The 15,807-nt window shown below is 65.5% G+C and carries 17 protein-coding genes; 2 read left to right on the forward strand and 15 right to left on the reverse strand.

Annotation, left to right across the window (positions count from 1 at the left end; translation table 11 throughout):
* Nucleotides 1–39 precede the first annotated feature (39 nt).
* The 3 genes from ACX80T_RS08375 to ACX80T_RS08385 all read right to left on the reverse strand — a co-directional run bounded on the left by ACX80T_RS08375 (nt 40) and on the right by ACX80T_RS08385 (nt 2,308).
* Complete coding sequence (locus ACX80T_RS08375; protein ID WP_459304170.1) at nt 40–819, reverse strand: regulatory protein RecX; 780 nt, start codon at nt 817–819, stop codon at nt 40–42.
* Between the two features lie 6 nt (nt 820–825).
* Nucleotides 826–1,899 carry a recombinase RecA gene (gene recA / locus ACX80T_RS08380; RefSeq protein ID WP_019483440.1) on the reverse strand — a complete coding sequence of 358 codons (1,074 nt, stop codon included), beginning with the start codon at nt 1,897–1,899 and terminating at the stop codon, nt 826–828.
* Between the two features lie 190 nt (nt 1,900–2,089).
* Nucleotides 2,090–2,308 carry a DUF3046 domain-containing protein gene (locus ACX80T_RS08385; RefSeq protein WP_024476256.1) on the reverse strand — a complete coding sequence of 73 codons (219 nt, stop codon included), beginning with the start codon at nt 2,306–2,308 and terminating at the stop codon, nt 2,090–2,092.
* Nucleotides 2,309–2,406: 98 nt separating this feature from the next.
* Here ACX80T_RS08385 and ACX80T_RS08390 point away from each other — a divergent pair, with 98 nt between their 5' ends.
* On the forward strand, nt 2,407–2,880 hold the full coding sequence (locus tag ACX80T_RS08390) for a MarR family winged helix-turn-helix transcriptional regulator (RefSeq protein WP_019483442.1): 474 nt from the start codon (nt 2,407–2,409) through the stop codon (nt 2,878–2,880).
* A gap of 95 nt (nt 2,881–2,975) precedes the next feature.
* On the opposite strand, the gene ACX80T_RS08395 is transcribed toward ACX80T_RS08390, so the two are convergent.
* From ACX80T_RS08395 to dapA, 6 genes are all read right to left on the reverse strand, one after another.
* Nucleotides 2,976–3,416, reverse strand: a complete 441-nt coding sequence (locus ACX80T_RS08395) for a helix-turn-helix domain-containing protein (RefSeq protein WP_024476255.1) — start codon at nt 3,414–3,416, stop codon at nt 2,976–2,978.
* 120 nt (nt 3,417–3,536) lie between these two features.
* Nucleotides 3,537–4,049 carry a CinA family protein gene (locus ACX80T_RS08400; protein WP_459304171.1) on the reverse strand — a complete coding sequence of 171 codons (513 nt, stop codon included), beginning with the start codon at nt 4,047–4,049 and terminating at the stop codon, nt 3,537–3,539.
* Nucleotides 4,050–4,060: 11 nt separating this feature from the next.
* On the reverse strand, nt 4,061–4,687 hold the full coding sequence (pgsA, locus tag ACX80T_RS08405) for a CDP-diacylglycerol--glycerol-3-phosphate 3-phosphatidyltransferase (RefSeq protein WP_459304172.1): 627 nt from the start codon (nt 4,685–4,687) through the stop codon (nt 4,061–4,063).
* A 9-nt stretch (nt 4,688–4,696) separates the two neighbouring features.
* Entirely contained in the window at nt 4,697–7,615 is a 2,919-nt protein-coding gene (locus ACX80T_RS08410; RefSeq protein WP_459304173.1) for an FtsK/SpoIIIE family DNA translocase, read from the reverse strand.
* Nucleotides 7,616–7,782: 167 nt separating this feature from the next.
* Complete coding sequence (locus tag ACX80T_RS08415; RefSeq protein WP_459304174.1) at nt 7,783–9,474, reverse strand: ribonuclease J; 1,692 nt, start codon at nt 9,472–9,474, stop codon at nt 7,783–7,785.
* Complete coding sequence (gene dapA / locus ACX80T_RS08420) at nt 9,471–10,418, reverse strand: 4-hydroxy-tetrahydrodipicolinate synthase (protein WP_019483448.1); 948 nt, start codon at nt 10,416–10,418, stop codon at nt 9,471–9,473. The genes ACX80T_RS08415 and dapA overlap by 4 nt, the downstream gene beginning before the upstream one ends.
* Nucleotides 10,419–10,507: 89 nt before the next feature.
* On the opposite strand from dapA, the gene ACX80T_RS08425 reads away from it, so the two are divergent.
* The gene (locus ACX80T_RS08425; protein ID WP_019483449.1) at nt 10,508–11,680 is read left to right on the forward strand and encodes a heparan-alpha-glucosaminide N-acetyltransferase domain-containing protein; all 1,173 of its coding nucleotides are present in this window, start codon (nt 10,508–10,510) and stop codon (nt 11,678–11,680) included.
* A 5-nt stretch (nt 11,681–11,685) separates the two neighbouring features.
* On the opposite strand, the gene ACX80T_RS08430 is transcribed toward ACX80T_RS08425, so the two are convergent.
* From ACX80T_RS08430 to ACX80T_RS08455, 6 genes are read right to left on the reverse strand one after another with little or no spacing between them, the layout of a single operon-like run.
* Nucleotides 11,686–12,168 carry a hypothetical protein gene (locus ACX80T_RS08430; RefSeq protein WP_024476252.1) on the reverse strand — a complete coding sequence of 161 codons (483 nt, stop codon included), beginning with the start codon at nt 12,166–12,168 and terminating at the stop codon, nt 11,686–11,688.
* Between the two features lie 8 nt (nt 12,169–12,176).
* A complete protein-coding gene (gene dapB, locus ACX80T_RS08435; protein WP_116778789.1) occupies nt 12,177–12,935 on the reverse strand; it encodes a 4-hydroxy-tetrahydrodipicolinate reductase in 759 nt (252 codons plus the stop codon).
* Between the two features lie 43 nt (nt 12,936–12,978).
* Nucleotides 12,979–13,431, reverse strand: coding sequence for a molybdenum cofactor biosynthesis protein MoaE (locus tag ACX80T_RS08440; protein WP_019483452.1), 453 nt, complete (start codon nt 13,429–13,431; stop codon nt 12,979–12,981).
* On the reverse strand, nt 13,421–13,903 hold the full coding sequence (locus ACX80T_RS08445; RefSeq protein ID WP_459304175.1) for a MogA/MoaB family molybdenum cofactor biosynthesis protein: 483 nt from the start codon (nt 13,901–13,903) through the stop codon (nt 13,421–13,423). The genes ACX80T_RS08440 and ACX80T_RS08445 overlap by 11 nt, the downstream gene beginning before the upstream one ends.
* Complete coding sequence (moaC, locus tag ACX80T_RS08450) at nt 13,900–14,385, reverse strand: cyclic pyranopterin monophosphate synthase MoaC (protein WP_019483454.1); 486 nt, start codon at nt 14,383–14,385, stop codon at nt 13,900–13,902. The genes ACX80T_RS08445 and moaC overlap by 4 nt, the downstream gene beginning before the upstream one ends.
* 24 nt (nt 14,386–14,409) lie before the next feature.
* Nucleotides 14,410–15,777, reverse strand: a complete 1,368-nt coding sequence (locus ACX80T_RS08455; protein ID WP_459304176.1) for a molybdopterin molybdotransferase MoeA — start codon at nt 15,775–15,777, stop codon at nt 14,410–14,412.
* Between the last annotated feature and the right edge of the window lie 30 nt (nt 15,778–15,807).

The following is a 15,807-nucleotide window of genomic DNA, read 5'->3' on the forward strand; positions in this document are numbered from 1 at the left end:
GCCCGGCGGACCTCGTCAGAGGAAATCAGGCTCGGCTCGTCAGAGGAAATCAGGTTCGGCGTCGTCGTCAGCTGCGCCGGCGGCGACGTCGTCGAGCACCGATTTCACCACACCGAACGCCAGCGACGGGCTGTATCCCTTGCGCCCGAGCATGCTCACCAGCCGCCGCGTTTCCTTGTCGAGGGTGGCACGATCTGTACCCGTGGCGGCGGGGCGGTGCTTTCGGCGCACTAGCTGTTCTGCAGCGTCCCGTTCCTCATCGTCACTCACCTGGGACAGTGCCTCCTCGGCGATCTCGCCGTGGATGCCTTTCTCAGCCAGTTCGCGTTTCAGTGCGCTCCTGGCCAGGGATCGGGTCGCTGCCCGGCTACGCACCCACATCATCGCGAACTCGGCATCGTCGATCAGCTGGACTTCTTCAAAGCGGTCCAGGACGGCCACCGCCACCTCTGCGGGCACGTCCCGCTCCGCTAGTTTGGAGGCAAGCTGATGCCGGCTTTTGGGCGCGAGGGTGAGCTGCCGCAACACGATGGACCGTGCCGTCGCGTAAGGGTCTGCATCGGGTGCGAGGGCTCCCCCACCAGATCCCGCTGCATCCTTGCCAGCGGACACCTCCGAGGCCGAACCGGAGGAGCCAATGGCACCCGATCCGGCGCCAGCAGGTTGCCGGCCACGAAGCTTTCGCCCGCTCCCGGACTTCCGCTCACCAGCGTTCCAGCCGCCTGATGTCCGGTGAACGGTTGTCCCGTCAGAGCCGGCCCCGGATTTCCGCCTGGAATTCAATCCACTGCGGGAACCGTTGTTCTGTCCGAAAGGCATGGCTGGCTAGCGGTTCTCTCCGCTGACCGCTTTCAGTTTCGGCTCAGCCTTCGCCTTGGGCTCGACCGCCGCCTCTTCAGCAGCCAATCCAACACCGAGTTTCTCGCGGATGCGCCGTTCCAGTTCGTCGGTCAGGTCGGGGTTGTCGAGCAGGAACTTCCGTGCGTTTTCCTTACCCTGGCCCAGCTGGTCGCCGTCGTAGGTGAACCAGGCACCCGATTTCTTCACGAGACCGTTCTCGACTCCAACATCGATCAGCCCGCCCTCACGGGAAATTCCATAGCCGTACAGGATGTCGAATTCGGCTTGTTTGAAGGGCGGTGCCATCTTGTTCTTGACTACCTTGGCGCGGGTCCGGTTTCCTACCGGGACAGCGCCCTCCTTGAGGGTTTCAATCCGGCGTACATCGATGCGGATGGAGGCGTAGAACTTCAGCGCCTTGCCGCCCGTAGTGGTCTCGGGGCTACCGAAGAACACGCCGATCTTCTCGCGCAACTGGTTGATGAAAATAGCTGTGGTTTTGCTTTGGGCGAGACGGCCGGTGATCTTCCGGAGCGCCTGGCTCATCAGCCGTGCCTGCAGGCCCACATGGCTATCTCCCATGTCACCCTCGATTTCCGCGCGGGGCACCAGCGCAGCAACCGAGTCAATGACGATCACGTCGATCGATCCTGACCCGATCAGCATGTCCATGATTTCCAGCGCCTGCTCACCGGTGTCCGGCTGGGAGACCAGGAGCGCGTCGGTGTCGACGCCGAGCCGCTTCGCGTATTCGGGGTCGAGTGCGTGTTCAGCATCAATGAATGCCGCGATGCCACCGTTGCGCTGCGCGTTGGCGACCGCGTGCAGTGCCAGCGTGGTCTTACCCGAGGACTCTGGTCCGTAGATTTCGACGACCCTGCCGCGGGGCAGCCCGCCTATGCCCAGTGCAGCGTCAAGTGCGATGGAGCTGGTCGAAATCGTTTCGATGGGGGCGCGCACCTCATCACCCAGGCGCATCACCGAGCCTTTGCCATACTGCTTGTCGATCTGCGCAAGTGCTGCTTCGAGAGCTTTCTCGCGGTCTGCTGGTGCGGCCATTCTTCACCTCGGTTGGTTATGGCCGTTGCGGCCGTTTTCGTGTTCAATTCGACCGTAGCCCGGGGCACTGACAAATTGAGAAGCTTCACGGCGTATGTGGATAACCACGACAGCCGTCTGTTAGAAATGATAGTCCTATCCGAACAAGTATTCGAATAACTTGGGCGGCGTGTCAGGTGCCGCATCCGGACTATTTGGGAGTGATGTCCTTGCCTAACCGGCGTTCCGACGGGACATCCTGGAGGTCACACACCGCGACCCAGATATCGCGCGGGCTGATTCCGGCACCCAGGGCCTCTTCGGGCGTGCGGCCGCCGAGTTCGGCGAGGACGATCGTTCGGGCCAGGGTACGGGAGTACCCCGCGCCGAACTCGTCATCCATAAGCCGCCAAAAGGCACTGGTGCGCATGATGTAATCCTCTCACTGTCTCTGAGTTGGCTGACTTGCTGGCCCCCTGTCGGGGCCGGTTGATGAGCGATTGTGTGCGTAACCATAGAATGAAGCACATGACAGCCGAGCACCGTGAAGCCGATCCCGCCGTAGACACTGCCATCCAGGCATTGGAACAACAACTGAGCATGCTGTGGCGGAGGGCACGATCGAACTCCTACAAGGTGGCCCGGCGCGTCCACCCGGACATGGAACCGGCCGCCTACGGCCTGCTGGTGATCCTTCAGCGGGAGGGCGCCATGCGGCTGACCGACATCGCGGCGAGTATCGGCGTCGGCAAACCATCGGTCAGCCGGCAGATAGCGATGCTCGAACAACTCGGCCTGGTCCAGAAGGAAGCCGACCCGCTCGATGGCCGGGCCCAGTCGATTACCCTGACCCCCGCCGGTTCGAAGCAGCTGGTCGCCGCCCAGACCGCCCGTAAGGAAGCGTTCCACAACCTGATGGACGACTGGGATGTCAAGGACCTCACCACCCTGGGGACCCTGATTGCCCAACTCAATGAGACGTACACCAAAGACAACTGGTGATTGACAACACACTGTTGATAACACGCTGTTGACAACACACTGAAGCCCGCCGGAGTGTTCCGGCGGGCTTCAGTCAAATCGCTGTGGACGCTGAGTTAGCGGTTCGTTGCGGCCAGTCCGCGGCTGAAATCCTCGGATAGGTCGGCCGGGATGTCGTCGACAAACGCCCGGGCGAATTCCTGGGGCACCGTGTCAGGGACTGATACGCCCTCTGCCTCGGCGAGACGATCGCTGACTTCGCGGAGCATGAGGGACAACGGAACATCGAGCGCGGTGCAGATCGAGGAAAGGAGCTCAGACGATGCTTCCTTCTGGCCCCGCTCTACCTCGCTGAGGTAACCAAGGGAGACTCGAGCACTATGCGAAACCTCGCGTAGTGTGCGGCCCTGCCGCTGGCGGACGTCCCGCAGGACATCGCCGATCTCATGGCGTAGCACTACCATTTTGCGCTCCTTCGGTTTGCGCTGTGCATCTTCCGCCAACCCCACATCCCGCCAACGGACTACTCCGTTAATGGATACGGGTTGCTTTACCATCTGAATCGCCATGCTCCCTCGTTGCAATTGATCCGGTGTCTCCTTAGGAAGGTGTACCGGCTTGGTAGTTTCAAGCCTAAGCTGTCAACCTGTTCAATGGCTGACAGTAATGATAACTGTTCAGTCCTGGGATTTGTTCCCTGCGGCCTGGTCGCGTAACACGGCGCCCAGCAGATTCAGTGCGGCGGCACAGGCGTGCCTCCGGACCGACTCCCGGTCGCCGTCGAACAGGTATTCGTTCACCGTCGTCCCGGCCGCTGATGCTACGGCCACGAAGACGGTGCCCACCGCCTTACCGGCGTGTGGCTCGGGTCCCGCAGCTCCGGTGGTGGAAACGCCCAGATCGGCGTCGAAGACGCGCCGTGCGCCTTCCGCCATCTGGCGTGCGACGACGGCGTCCACCGCCCCGGTCGCGGCGATCCCTGCGGGGTCGACGCCGAGAATGTTCACCTTGATCTGGTTCTGGTAGGTCACCGCCCCACCCTGCAACACCGCGGATGCGCCCGGCACCGAGCCCAGCGCGGCGCTGACCATCCCGGCGGTCAGCGACTCGGCAGTGGCGATGGTGAGGTGACAGGCTGTTGCCTGGCGGATCACCTCTGCGGCAGGCCCAGCGGGAACTAACGGTTCCATCGGTGCCGCGCTTACGACGTCGGGCTGCCGGGGTGCCCGGTTGAACGCGCATCACGCCGGAGCCGGATCGCCTGGATAATGTAGTCGATCCCGGTGACGACGGTGACGGCGACCGCTGCCAGCATCACCGTGATGGCCGCCCAGGAATACCAGTCACCGAGCACCCCGGCCAGTGGCAGCAGGTAGAGGAAGATGGCGAAGGTCTGGATGACCGTTTTGAGTTTCCCGCCCCGCGAGGCTGGCATCACTCCGTAGCGGATGACGGCGAACCGCAGCACGGTGATGCCCAGTTCGCGGACCAGGATCACGATGGTGACCCACCACCAGAGTTCTCCAATGACAGAGAGCAGGATCAGCGCGGCACCTATGAGCAGTTTGTCGGCGATAGGGTCGGCAATTTTCCCAAAGTCGGTGATTAGCCCGCGGCTCCGGGCCAGGTCGCCGTCGAGTTTATCGGTGTAGATCGCGACGGCGAACACCGTCACCGCCAGCCAGCGGAAAAGCCCGCCCGAGCCATCGGCGGCCGAGTCGTCCAGGAGCAGAAACCAGATGAAGAACGGGACCAGAAGGATCCGCACCACCGTAAGGACGTTGGCAATGTTCAGCGTAGGGACCTGTTTGGCCGGAGGAATACTCACGGCATAAGGCTACCTTCCCGTGAGGCTCCAGGCGTCAGTTGAGCCGTCATCGTCGTCGTCCGAGCCGTCATGGTACTGGCCCGCCTGGCGGCGAGCCTCGAGATCGTCGGCCACCAGGTCGATCGGTGGTGCCTGCGGGGCACTGGGCGCCGGCTCATCGGGGACGGACACGGGTCCGTCACCGCGCATGGCGCCGAGTACCGCTGCCAGGTCATCAGGCTTGACCAGGACGTCGCGGGCCTTTGAGCCTTCCGAGGGACCCACCACACCGCGGGACTCCAACAGGTCCATGAGCCGGCCCGCCTTGGCGAAGCCGACCCGCAGTTTACGCTGCAGCATGGACGTGGAACCGAACTGGGTGGTGACCACCAGTTCCGTGGCCTGCAGGAGAACGTCGAGGTCGTCGCCGATGTCGTCGTCGATCTGCTTCTTCGGCGCCTCGACCGCCACATCCTCACGGTAGTTGGCCTTCAGCTGGCCCTTGACGTGTTCCACCACCCGGTGGATTTCGGACTCGGTGACCCAGGCGCCCTGCACGCGCATGGGCTTGGATGCGCCCATGGGCAGGAACAGCGCGTCGCCCTGGCCGATGAGCTTTTCGGCGCCCGGCTGGTCCAGGACCACGCGGGAGTCGGTGACCGACGACGTCGCGAACGCCATCCGGGACGGAACGTTGGCTTTGATCAGGCCCGTGACGACGTCGACCGATGGCCGCTGGGTGGCGAGCACCAGGTGGATGCCGGCGGCGCGCGCCAGCTGGGTGATGCGCACGATCGAGTCCTCGACGTCGCGCGGGGCGACCATCATCAGGTCGGCGAGCTCGTCGACGATGACCAGCAGATACGGGTATGGGCGCACCACGCGCTTGGAACCCTCGGGCGGGATGACCTTCCCGTTCCGGACCGCCTTGTTGAAGTCGTCGATGTGCTTGTAGCCGTAGTTGGCGAGATCGTCGTAGCGGGTGTCCATTTCACGGACTACCCACTGCAGCGCCTCGGCGGCCTTCTTGGGGCTGGTGATGATGGGCGTGATCAGGTGCGGCACGCCTTCGTAGGCGGTGAGCTCCACCCGTTTGGGGTCGACCATCACCATGCGCACCTCGTCGGGGGTGGAGCGCATCAGGATCGAGGTAATCATGGAGTTCACGAACGATGATTTACCGGCACCGGTGGCACCGGCAACCAGCAGGTGGGGCATCTTGGCCAGGTTGGCGACGACGAACCCGCCCTCAACGTCCTTGCCGACACCCATCACCATCGGGTGTTCGGTCTTGCGGGCGTTGCCGGACCGCAGCACGTCGCCCAGTGACACCGTTTCACGGTCGGTGTTGGGGATCTCGATGCCGATGGCCGACTTGCCCGGAATCGGGGACAGGATGCGGACGTCGGAACTCGCGACGGCGTAGGAGATGTTCTTGGACAGCGCGGTCACCCGTTCCACCTTGGTGCCCGGCGCCAGCTCGATTTCGTAGCGGGTGACAGTGGGGCCGCGGGAGAACCCCGTGACCTTCGCGTCAACGTGGAACTGGTCGAGGGTGTGGGTCAGGGCTGCGACCACAGAGTCGTTGGCTTCGGACCGTTCCTTGGGCGGGGTACCGGCGGGCAGGTAGTCCGACGGCGGCAGGGTGTACGTGACGTCGCCGGCCAGCTGCAGCTGCTCGGTGCGCTGCGGCATGGGGGTCGGCGGGATCTGCGGCTGCACCGGATTGGACGGTACCTGTGGTGCGGGGGCAGGGAGGACCGCCATCGCCTCGGTGGCCGGTTCAGGGTTGCCACCGGGGTCGTGGGCGCGGTCGTTGGGATCTGTGGGGATGCCATGATCCTGTTTGATCTTCTCGGTGGCGCGTTCCTGCTGGGTGGGCCGGCGGACGCCCGGTGGTACCCGCGGTTCGGTGGGGACCGGCGCCGCCTGGTGCGCCTGAGTCTGGTGCTGGGTGTCGTCGTCGTCGTCGGCCAGGACTGCCCGCTCGAATGCTTCATCACCGACGTACCCGTCAAGCTCGGCCTGGGCGCGGTCGGCCGCACGATCGCGTCCGAAGAGACGCATCTTGCGTTTGGGTTTTCTGCCGGGTGCCGAGTGGCGCTCGTCGAGGTAGCTTTGATCATGTTTTTCGGTGGCCGGGTCGGTTCCCCGTTCCTTGGTGCCCTGCTGGTCCCGCTCGATGAGGTTCTGGCCCATCAGGTGCTCATACAGGGCGCGCAGCCGGGAGGGGATGTGGCGGAACGGGGTGGCGGTAATGATCAGCAGGCTCAGGAAGATGAGTGCCGAGAGCAGCACGATCACCGGCCATTCGGTCAGGATTCCGCTGAGCGGGCCGGCCACGAGGAAGCCGACCACTCCCCCGGCCTGCCAGAGGCGTTCAAAACCGTCTGCGAGGGCTGGCGCTCCACCCGAGAGGTGGGCGATACCTGAACCCGCGAACAGGGCAATGGTCATCCCAATGCCCACCCGGTTATTGGCCCGGTGGTTCTCCGGATACCTGAAGAGGCGCACCGCGCCGATCAGCAGCATGAACGGCACAAGCAGCGCCATCCAACCGAAGGTTCCAGCGGCGACAGCGTGCACCACATCGGCGCCGGGGCCCGTGAGCGCCCACCACTCGACTGCGGCGACTGCCACGCTGAGGATCATCAGGAACAGGCCGGTACCGTCCCGGCGGAGCTCCTTGTCCGGGTGGACGTCGTGCCCGAACTTGCGGATACCCGAGGCGACCATGTGGGCGGCCCCCATCCACAGCCCCCGGAGTGCGCGCAGAGGCAGAGGAAGCGTGTCCCCGGGCAGCGCGGGCTGCTGTTTGGTGGGTTGCCGGGTGTTGCCACCGCTTTTGTTTGCGCCGCTACGGCCCGAAGTTGAACGCGCAGCAGCCGAGGTGTTCTTACCGCGCGACTGCTGTGAACCTCTGGGGTCCGGGGAAGTACGAGTCGCCATAGTGCCAACGGTACCGGACATAGCCCCGGATTCCCCGGACATACGCGGCCGGATCTGCGTTGCCGCATGCAGTGCTGCTCGGCAGGTGGGGGCGTCCGCCGAGCATCGACAGCTCTGCCCGGTGAGCCGGGAGTCCCGGCGAGCAGGCCTGCTGCCGGTTTCGGCTGCTACGCCTCCAGGACCACCGGAATGATCATCGGCCGGCGGCGGTAGCGCCTATTCACCCAGGTACCAATCACCCGGCGGACCACCTGTTGCAGCTGGTAGACGGTGTGGTCCTTGTTGCTCATTACTGCTTCTTCGAGTGCGGCGTTGAGTTTGGGCTTGATCTCATCGAACACCGAGTCGTCTTCGGCGAAACCCCGGGCGTGGATGTCGGGACCGGACACGATCTTGCCGGTGCTCCTGTTGACCACCGTGACGATGGAGATGAACCCCTCCTCGCCGAGGATCCGGCGGTCCTTCAGGTCGGCGTCGGTGATCTCGCCGATGCTCGACCCGTCCACATAGACGAAACCGCATTCCACCGCCCCGACCACGCGGGCTACCCCGCCCACCAGGTCAATGACCGAACCGTCGTCGGTGAGCAGCACGTTTTCGCTCGGGATCCCGGTCTGCTCGGCGAGCCGGGCGTTGGCAATCAGGTGGCGGGTTTCGCCGTGGACGGGCATGACGTTCCGGGGCCTGAGGATGTTGTAGCAGTACAGCAACTCACCGGCTGCAGCGTGCCCGGACACGTGGACCTTTTCGTTGCCCTTGTGGATGACGTCGGCGCCGAGCTTGAGCAGCCCGTTGATGACCCTGAACACGGCGTTCTCGTTGCCCGGGATCAGTGAGGACGCGAGGATCACGGTGTCGCCCTTGCCGACGGTGATCCGGTGGTCGCCGTTGGCCATCCGGGACAGGGCGGCCATCGGCTCACCCTGGGAGCCGGTGGACATGAGAACCACCTTGTCGTCCGGCAGGGTGTCCACGTTCTTGATGTCCACGAGAATGCCGTCGGGAACCCTGAGGTAGCCGAGCTTCGCGGCGATGGCCATGTTCCGCACCATCGAGCGGCCGGCGAAGCAGACGAAACGCCCGTGCGCTTCGGCGGCGTCGAGCACTTGCTGTACCCGGTGGATGTGGGACGAGAACGACGCGACGATGATCCGTTTGGTGACCTGCCCAAACAGCCGGTTCAGGACCGGTCCGATCTCGCGTTCGGCGGTGGTGAAACCGGGCACGTCGGCGTTGGTCGAGTCGACCATGAGGAGGTCAACTCCCTCTTCGCCGAGCCGCGCGAACGCCCTCAGGTCGGTGATGCGCCCGTCCAGGGGCAACTGGTCCATCTTGAAGTCGCCGGTGTGCAAAACGTTTCCTGCGCTGGTGCGGATGAAGACCGCGAGGGCATCCGGGATGGAGTGGTTGACCGCCACGAACTCGCACTCGAACGGTCCGAACTGTTCAATCTGCCCCTCGGTGACGGTGAGGGTGTAGGGGGTGATCCGGTGTTCCTGCAGTTTCGCTTCGATCAGGGCCAACGTGAGCTGGGAGCCGATCAGCGGGATGTCTTTTTTGTGCCGCAGCAGATACGGAACAGCGCCAATGTGGTCCTCATGACCGTGCGTCAGGACCAGTCCGACGACGTCGTCGAGCCGGTCCTCGAGGTACGAAAAGTCGGGGAGGATCAGGTCGACGCCGGGCTGGTTTTCCTCGGGAAACAGCACCCCACAGTCGACGATCAGGAGTTTTCCGTCCAGTTCGAACACCGCCATGTTCCGACCGATTTCGCCGAGGCCGCCCAGGGGGACGATGCGCAGAACGCCCGGTGCGAGTTCTGGTGGGGCGATGAGTGCGGTGGCGGCCGATACCGTCATGCGGGTGTTCCGTCAGCGGTCCGGGTGGAGCGCGGGCGGTCGAAGTTCATCCCCGCTTCGGCCAGGTCGGCGAGCACGGTTTCCATCTCGACGGCGGTGGGTCCGACCAGGGGCAGCCGCACCGCAGCGTTGGGGATCAGCCCCTGCCGTTTGAGGATCTGCTTCGCCGAGACGGCTCCGGGGATGTGGGTCATCACCGCGCGCACCACCGGGTCGAGCTCAAAGTGGATCCGGCGGGCGGTGGCCACGTCCCCGGCGCCCGCGGCGTCGACCAGCGCCCTGAACTGGGCGGTGGCCACGTGTGCGCTGACACTGACCACACCGACGCCGCCAGCCATCATCCAGGGGAGGGTGAGGCCGTCGTCGCCCGAGTACACGTCGAGCGTGGTGTTGGCGAGCACCCTGGTGATCTCCGCGAAATCCGCTTTGGCATCCTTGAGCGCGACAATCCTGGGATTGTCCGCCAGCCGGATCATGGTCTCGGTCTGGATCGGGATGCTGGACCGGCCTGGGATGTCGTAGATCATGATGGGCAGCTCGGTGGCAGCGGCAATCGCTTCGAAGTGGGCCAGCACACCGGCCTGGGTGGGCTTGTTGTAGTACGGGGTGACCACCAGTTGTCCGTCGACGCCAGCGCGCACGGCACGCTGCGCCATCTCGATGGAGTGCGAGGTGTGGTTGGTTCCGGTGCCGGCGATGACCTTCGCCCGCCCGCCCACGGCTTCCACGACCACCCGGAACAGGTCTTCCTTTTCCTGGTCCTCCAGCGTGGAGGTCTCACCGGTGGTCCCGGAGATCACCAGGCCGTCGCAGCCGTCGTCGACCAGGTGAGTCGCGAGCTGGGCGGTGGCCTCGAAGTCCACGCTGCCGTCAGCGTGGAACGGGGTCACCATCGCTGTGACCAGGGTGCCGAAGGGAAGGGTGCGGGTGTCGGTTTGAGCCATGGGTAAAACGTTACCCGGTTCGACACCGTTTAGCTTCCGCTGCACATCGCCGCCGCGGGGCTGACTCCCCGCTGTGAGACGATCAGGTCATGGTATCTGGCAAGGTAACCCGCCGGCTGAGCGGGGTCGACGCCGCCCGCGGTGTGGCGCTGTTTGGGATGATGAGCACCCACATTTTTGCCCTGTACGTTCCGGGCACGGCCGAGGCGTCATGGGTGGCCCTGGTTTTCTCCGGCCGGGCATCAGCCCTGTTCGCCGTCGTCGCCGGGCTCGGCCTTGCCCTGTTGACCGGAGGGAACCGGATCCACCACCGCAACGCCATCGGGATGGACCGCCGGGGCATCGCGGCACGTGCGGCCGTCATCATGGTGATCGGGCTGATGCTGGGCGGACTGGAAACCAACATCGCCATCATCCTCTTCCACTACGGGGTGCTGTTCCTGCTGGCGCTGCCGTTCGTCTCCATGCCGTTCAGGCGGCTTCTCTGGTGGGCAGCAGGCTGGCTGCTCCTTTCGCCGGTCGCCGCCTATTTGCTGCGGCCCTGGATCGCCGAGACGGTCAATCCGCCGTCGATTGGTGGGAATCCGCTCTGGGAAACGCTGCTGGAACCAGCCACGCTGCTCGCCGACATCACCGTGACCGGCTACTACCCGGCGTTGCAGTGGCTGAGCTACATCCTGATCGGCATGGCGATCGGCCGTTTACCACTCCGGGACAAACGGGTACAACTGGGCCTGGTGGTGTCCGGTGCGACCCTGGCCGTGGCGGCGAAACTCGTCAGCGGCTACCTCCTCGGCCCGTTGGGCGGTCTGGCGGCACTGCTGCAGACCCCCGACGGCAGCAGATACCCGCTGGCGGCAATGATGAGCGTCAGCCTGACGGGGGTCGACCAATCCGATTCGTGGTGGTGGCTGGCCGTGAGCGCACCCCACTCGGGCTCCCCCCTGGACCTGCTGCACACCGGCGGGACGGCTGCCCTGGTGATTGGGCTGTGCCTGCTGGCCACCCGGCGGTTTGAATCCGCGCTGCTCCCCCTGTCGGCAGCCGGGGCAATGACCCTGACCCTTTACGCGGTTCATATCTGGACCATGAGCGTTGTCGATGCCCAGACCCCGGCGCCCGACCCGGCGCTGGTGTATTGGGGCCAGGCGGTCGTGTTTGTTGTCCTCGGCATCCTCTTCCAGCGCATCAACGCCCGCGGGCCCCTGGAGTTACTGACCTCCGGAGCGTCGCGGGCGGCGCGGGCGGGTGTGAACAGCTAACGCTGTTAGCGGGCTGCGTTGTACAGTTTCCCGGCTGTGCGCATGGAGCGCCTCGCCCTGGTCCTGTCCCCTGCTGCGTCGTAGGCGCAGGAGAGCCTGAACCAGCCGCGCCAGTCGTCCGGCGCCGCCTCCACCTCCGCCTGGTATTCGGGGAACCGTGCGTCCGCTGCCGACCGGACAATCCGACCGGCGGGGGTACGGGGCAGGTCGTCGATGGGGAGCCCTCCCTCGGCATCAAGGTCGGACGCCATCTTTGAGGTCTGTATCCCGAACAGCAGTTCGCGGATCATGGCCCACCCGCCGATCAGCGGCAAGAGGAGGTAGGCGAGCCCGAGTGCCTTGGCGACCAGGTCCGGGTCGGTGAGGAGGATGACGCTGCGTTGCAGGGCGATGATCAGCCAGAAGACGAGCAGCAGGCTCACCAGTGCGACGCCGATTTTGGCCCGGTGGCGTTTTACTGCGTCAAGGAATCCAGCTGTTTCGGCCATGGGGGAGCTCACGCTTCCAGTTCGAGGTAGCCGTCCAGCCCGACCGTCAGGCCGGGGTGGGACGCGACACCGCGCACGCCCAGCAGCACGCCGGGCATGAATGATTCGCGGTGGTAGGAGTCATGGCGAATGGTGAGCTGCTCGCCAACGCCACCGAGGAGCACCTCTTGGTGCGCGACCAGACCGCGCAGCCGTACCGAGTGCACCCGGACGCCGTCGACGTCGGCGCCGCGGGCGCCGTCGAGCTCGGCGGTGGTTGCGTCGGGGCTGGCGGGAAGGCCTGCTTCCCGGCGTGTTTGCGCGATCAGGTTCGCGGTCCGCACGGCGGTGCCCGAGGGAGCGTCCACCTTGTCCGGATGATGCAGTTCGACGATCTCAACCGACTCGAAGTATTTGGCTGCCCGCGCGGCGAACGCTGAGGCCAGCACCGAGCCGACCGCGAAGTTCGGGGCGATCAGCACCCCGGTGGTCGGGTGATCAGCGAGCAGACTGCCGAGCTGCTGCAGCCGTGATTCGTCCCACCCGGTAGTCCCGACGACGGCATGGATGCCGCGCTCCACGGCGAACACCACGTTGTCGAAGGTCGCGTCGGGGACGGAGAGGTCGACGATGCATTGCGCGCCGGCCGCGACAATGGTCTCCAGGGTGTCTTCGCGCCCGAGGGCTGCCACCAGTTTCAGGTCCGCTGCGGCGTCGATGGCCTTGACGGCCTCCGACCCCATGCGGCCGGCGGCGCCGAGTACGGCCACGGCAAGTTGTTCAGTCATAACACCCAACCCTACTGATCAGGCACTCCCCTGCCCATTTGGGTCAGGAGTCCCCCGCGGTGGCTGCGGATCCGGCACCCACCCACTCGACGGTCCCGTCGGTGAAGAACTGTTCCTTCCAGATGGGGACCTTTTCCTTGACGGTGTCCACCAGCTCGGAGCAGGCGGCGAAGGCTTCGCCCCGGTGGGCGGAGGCGACAGCTGCCACCAGGGCAGGGTCACCAATGGTTAGCGGACCGACGCGGTGCGCCACCCAGATCCGAACGCCCTGGTACCGGGCGGCGATCCCGTCGGCGATCTCGCCGATAATCCGCTCAGCGCTGGGGTGCGCCGAGTAGCTCAGCGACGTGACGTCGCGGCCGCCGTCGTGGTTTCTCACCACCCCGCCGAAACCCACTACCGCTCCACAGTCCGGTGCGTCGACCTGGGCGAGGGCCTCATCGAGGCTGATGCTTTGCTGCGCGAGGGACACATGCACCACGTGGCTAGTGTTCATTTTTTCCTTCCAGCTGGGAGCAGATGTGCCCCAGCAGTGGTTTGAGCACTGCCAACCCGTCCCGGACCCCGCCGGGTGAGCCGGGCAGGTTGATCACGAAGGTGCTTCCGGCGGTGCCAGCATGACCACGGCTCAGTGCTGCTGTTGGGACCTTCTCCGTACCGAGGCGCCGGAGCGCTTCCATCACGCCGGGCAGGTGGCGCTGAAGGTAGGGCGCGGTTTGTTCGGGGGTGACATCGTCGGGGCTCAACCCGGTGCCACCGCTGGTGATAACCACCGACGGTGAGCCCTTGAGCACGTCACCGATCGTTTGGCCCACGGCGTCGCCGTCGGGCACCACCAGGGTTCCCTGCGGCGCGAAGCCGTTCTCCAGCAGCCAGGTGTGGATGAGTGGACCGCACTCGTCCTGGTAAACCCCGGCGGCTGCGCGGGTCGAGGCGATGATCACCGCTGCGGTGCGCGGGGCGCTCATGCCGTCCAGTCCCCGCTCTTGCCGCCGGACTTCGCCAGCACTTTCGTGTCAGTGATGATGGCCCGCTTGTCCACTGCCTTGATCATGTCGTAGAGCGCGAGGGCTGCCAGGGAGGCACCGGTCAGGGCTTCCATTTCGACGCCGGTGACTGCCGTTGTCTTGACCGCGCAGGTAATTGTCACCGCGTTCTCGGCGGCCTCGAAATCCACGGTGATCTTGCTCAAGGGCAGGGGGTGGCAGAGCGGGATCAGTGCGGACGTCTGCTTGGCAGCCAGGATGCCGGCCACCCGCGCGACGGCGAGTGCGTCGCCTTTGGGCAGGCCACCGGCGGTGATCAGTCCGACCACCTCCGCGGTGGTGTGCAGGATGGCCTGTGCGGTGGCTTCGCGGGTGGTTTCAGCCTTCGCCGACACATCGACCATGTGGGCGCTGCCGTCTGCGCGGACGTGGCTCAATGACGACGGGCTGGGGTTCTCGGTCATGCTGTCCTTACTGGTTCTCGATACTTAGCTGTGCTCTGGCCCGGCCACGGCGAGGAGGCTCGCTGCGGGAATCCCAAAGGATGGTGCGCCGTGCACCCCATCCACCAACCAGACGGTAACCAGATCCCCCGCGGCCAGGCAACCGGTGCCAACCGGTAGGTGGACCAGCACGTTTGATTCGGCCAGCGCATGGATCAGGTGCGATCCCGGGCCGCCTACCAGCCTAACCGTTCCGAGCGCTTCCCCCGCTGCCGCCCGGGGCGTGTACCAGCCCCGCCGGACCTGGTGTTTGGCCTCGGGCGAGGTGACCTCCTCTTCGAGCGCGGCGGTCAGCGCGACCCGAGGATGAGGGGTCCCCGCGACGGCGGTCAGCGCTGGGCGGAGGAACATTTCGAAGGAGACGAGCGCGCTGACCGGGTTGCCCGGGAACCCCAGGAACGGGACACCGCCGATGGTCCCCAACGCCTGCGGTCCGCCCGGTTGCATGGCGACCGAGAGGAACTCGACGCTGCTATTCGCCAGCGCCTGCTTCACCACCTCATACGCACCCTGACTGATGCCACCGGTGGTGAGGATCAGGTGGATGCCACTGTCGGCCACCGCCGCGAACGCCTCCCGCAGCAGGGCAGGATTGTCATCCATCAGTCGGTGGCGGACGACGGCGGCGCCCGCGTCCAGGAGTGCGCTTTCGAGCAGTGTGGTGTTGGCATCGAAGATTTTGCCGGGTTGCGGGGTGCTGCCGGGCTCCTGTACTTCGTCCCCGGTGGTCAGCAGCAGGACGGTGAAGGGACGGCGCACCGGGACGGTTGCCACGCCGCAGGCCGCGAGGAGGCCCAGTTGGGCCGGGCCGAGGAGTGTCCCGGCGGTGACGGCCGCTGTACCGGCCGCGATGTCGCTGCCGATCCGGCGGATGAAGGCACCGGGCTCGACCGTCCCGGGGAGGTCAACGGTCAGGGCGACGCCTGACGCGTAGTCCGCAGCCGAATAGAACTGGGCGGGTGTGACCCGTTCGATTGGGACGACGGCACCGGTGTGGCGGGGAATCATGGCGCCGGTCATGATGGGCGCGGCGGTCCCCTGAACCAGGTCCGGCGGTTCGATGCCAGCCGGAATGGGAGCTCCGACGCTGAGGGTTAGCCCCCGATGGTCGCTGATTACATCCACATCGGCCTCATGGATGGCATAACCGTCCATCTGCGAGTTATCGAACGGAGGCAGACTCACCGGGGCGGGCAGATCGGTGGCCAGCACCCGGCCGCGCGCCGCCGCCAGCGGAAGGTGGTCGTTGTTCGACTCTGCCCGGCTATCGGCCAGACTGTCGGCGGGGTAGCCGCTGCTGTAGCGCAGCAGCCCCAGCACGGCTTGCTGATGTTCCTCGACGCTTCTGATCATGGGATCCCTACCTGCCCTCACGGTTAGCTC

Source organism: Arthrobacter sp. Sr33 (genome assembly GCF_054511195.1).

Excerpts from the sequence above, each read along its gene's own strand:
- ACX80T_RS08375 (WP_459304170.1), bottom strand. The coding sequence starts at position 819 with ATGCCTTTCGGACAGAACAACGGTTCCCGCAGTGGATTGAATTCCAGG.
- recA (WP_019483440.1), bottom strand. The coding sequence starts at position 1,899 with ATGGCCGCACCAGCAGACCGCGAGAAAGCTCTCGAAGCAGCACTTGCG.
- ACX80T_RS08385 (WP_024476256.1), bottom strand. The coding sequence starts at position 2,308 with ATGCGCACCAGTGCCTTTTGGCGGCTTATGGATGACGAGTTCGGCGCG.
- ACX80T_RS08390 (WP_019483442.1), top strand. The coding sequence starts at position 2,407 with ATGACAGCCGAGCACCGTGAAGCCGATCCCGCCGTAGACACTGCCATC.
- ACX80T_RS08395 (WP_024476255.1), bottom strand. The coding sequence starts at position 3,416 with ATGGTAAAGCAACCCGTATCCATTAACGGAGTAGTCCGTTGGCGGGAT.
- ACX80T_RS08400 (WP_459304171.1), bottom strand. The coding sequence starts at position 4,049 with ATGGAACCGTTAGTTCCCGCTGGGCCTGCCGCAGAGGTGATCCGCCAG.
- ACX80T_RS08410 (WP_459304173.1), bottom strand. The coding sequence starts at position 7,615 with ATGGCGACTCGTACTTCCCCGGACCCCAGAGGTTCACAGCAGTCGCGC.
- ACX80T_RS08415 (WP_459304174.1), bottom strand. The coding sequence starts at position 9,474 with ATGACGGTATCGGCCGCCACCGCACTCATCGCCCCACCAGAACTCGCA.
- dapA (WP_019483448.1), bottom strand. The coding sequence starts at position 10,418 with ATGGCTCAAACCGACACCCGCACCCTTCCCTTCGGCACCCTGGTCACA.
- ACX80T_RS08425 (WP_019483449.1), top strand. The coding sequence starts at position 10,508 with ATGGTATCTGGCAAGGTAACCCGCCGGCTGAGCGGGGTCGACGCCGCC.
- ACX80T_RS08430 (WP_024476252.1), bottom strand. The coding sequence starts at position 12,168 with ATGGCCGAAACAGCTGGATTCCTTGACGCAGTAAAACGCCACCGGGCC.
- dapB (WP_116778789.1), bottom strand. The coding sequence starts at position 12,935 with ATGACTGAACAACTTGCCGTGGCCGTACTCGGCGCCGCCGGCCGCATG.
- ACX80T_RS08440 (WP_019483452.1), bottom strand. The coding sequence starts at position 13,431 with ATGAACACTAGCCACGTGGTGCATGTGTCCCTCGCGCAGCAAAGCATC.
- ACX80T_RS08445 (WP_459304175.1), bottom strand. The coding sequence starts at position 13,903 with ATGAGCGCCCCGCGCACCGCAGCGGTGATCATCGCCTCGACCCGCGCA.
- moaC (WP_019483454.1), bottom strand. The coding sequence starts at position 14,385 with ATGACCGAGAACCCCAGCCCGTCGTCATTGAGCCACGTCCGCGCAGAC.
- ACX80T_RS08455 (WP_459304176.1), bottom strand. The coding sequence starts at position 15,777 with ATGATCAGAAGCGTCGAGGAACATCAGCAAGCCGTGCTGGGGCTGCTG.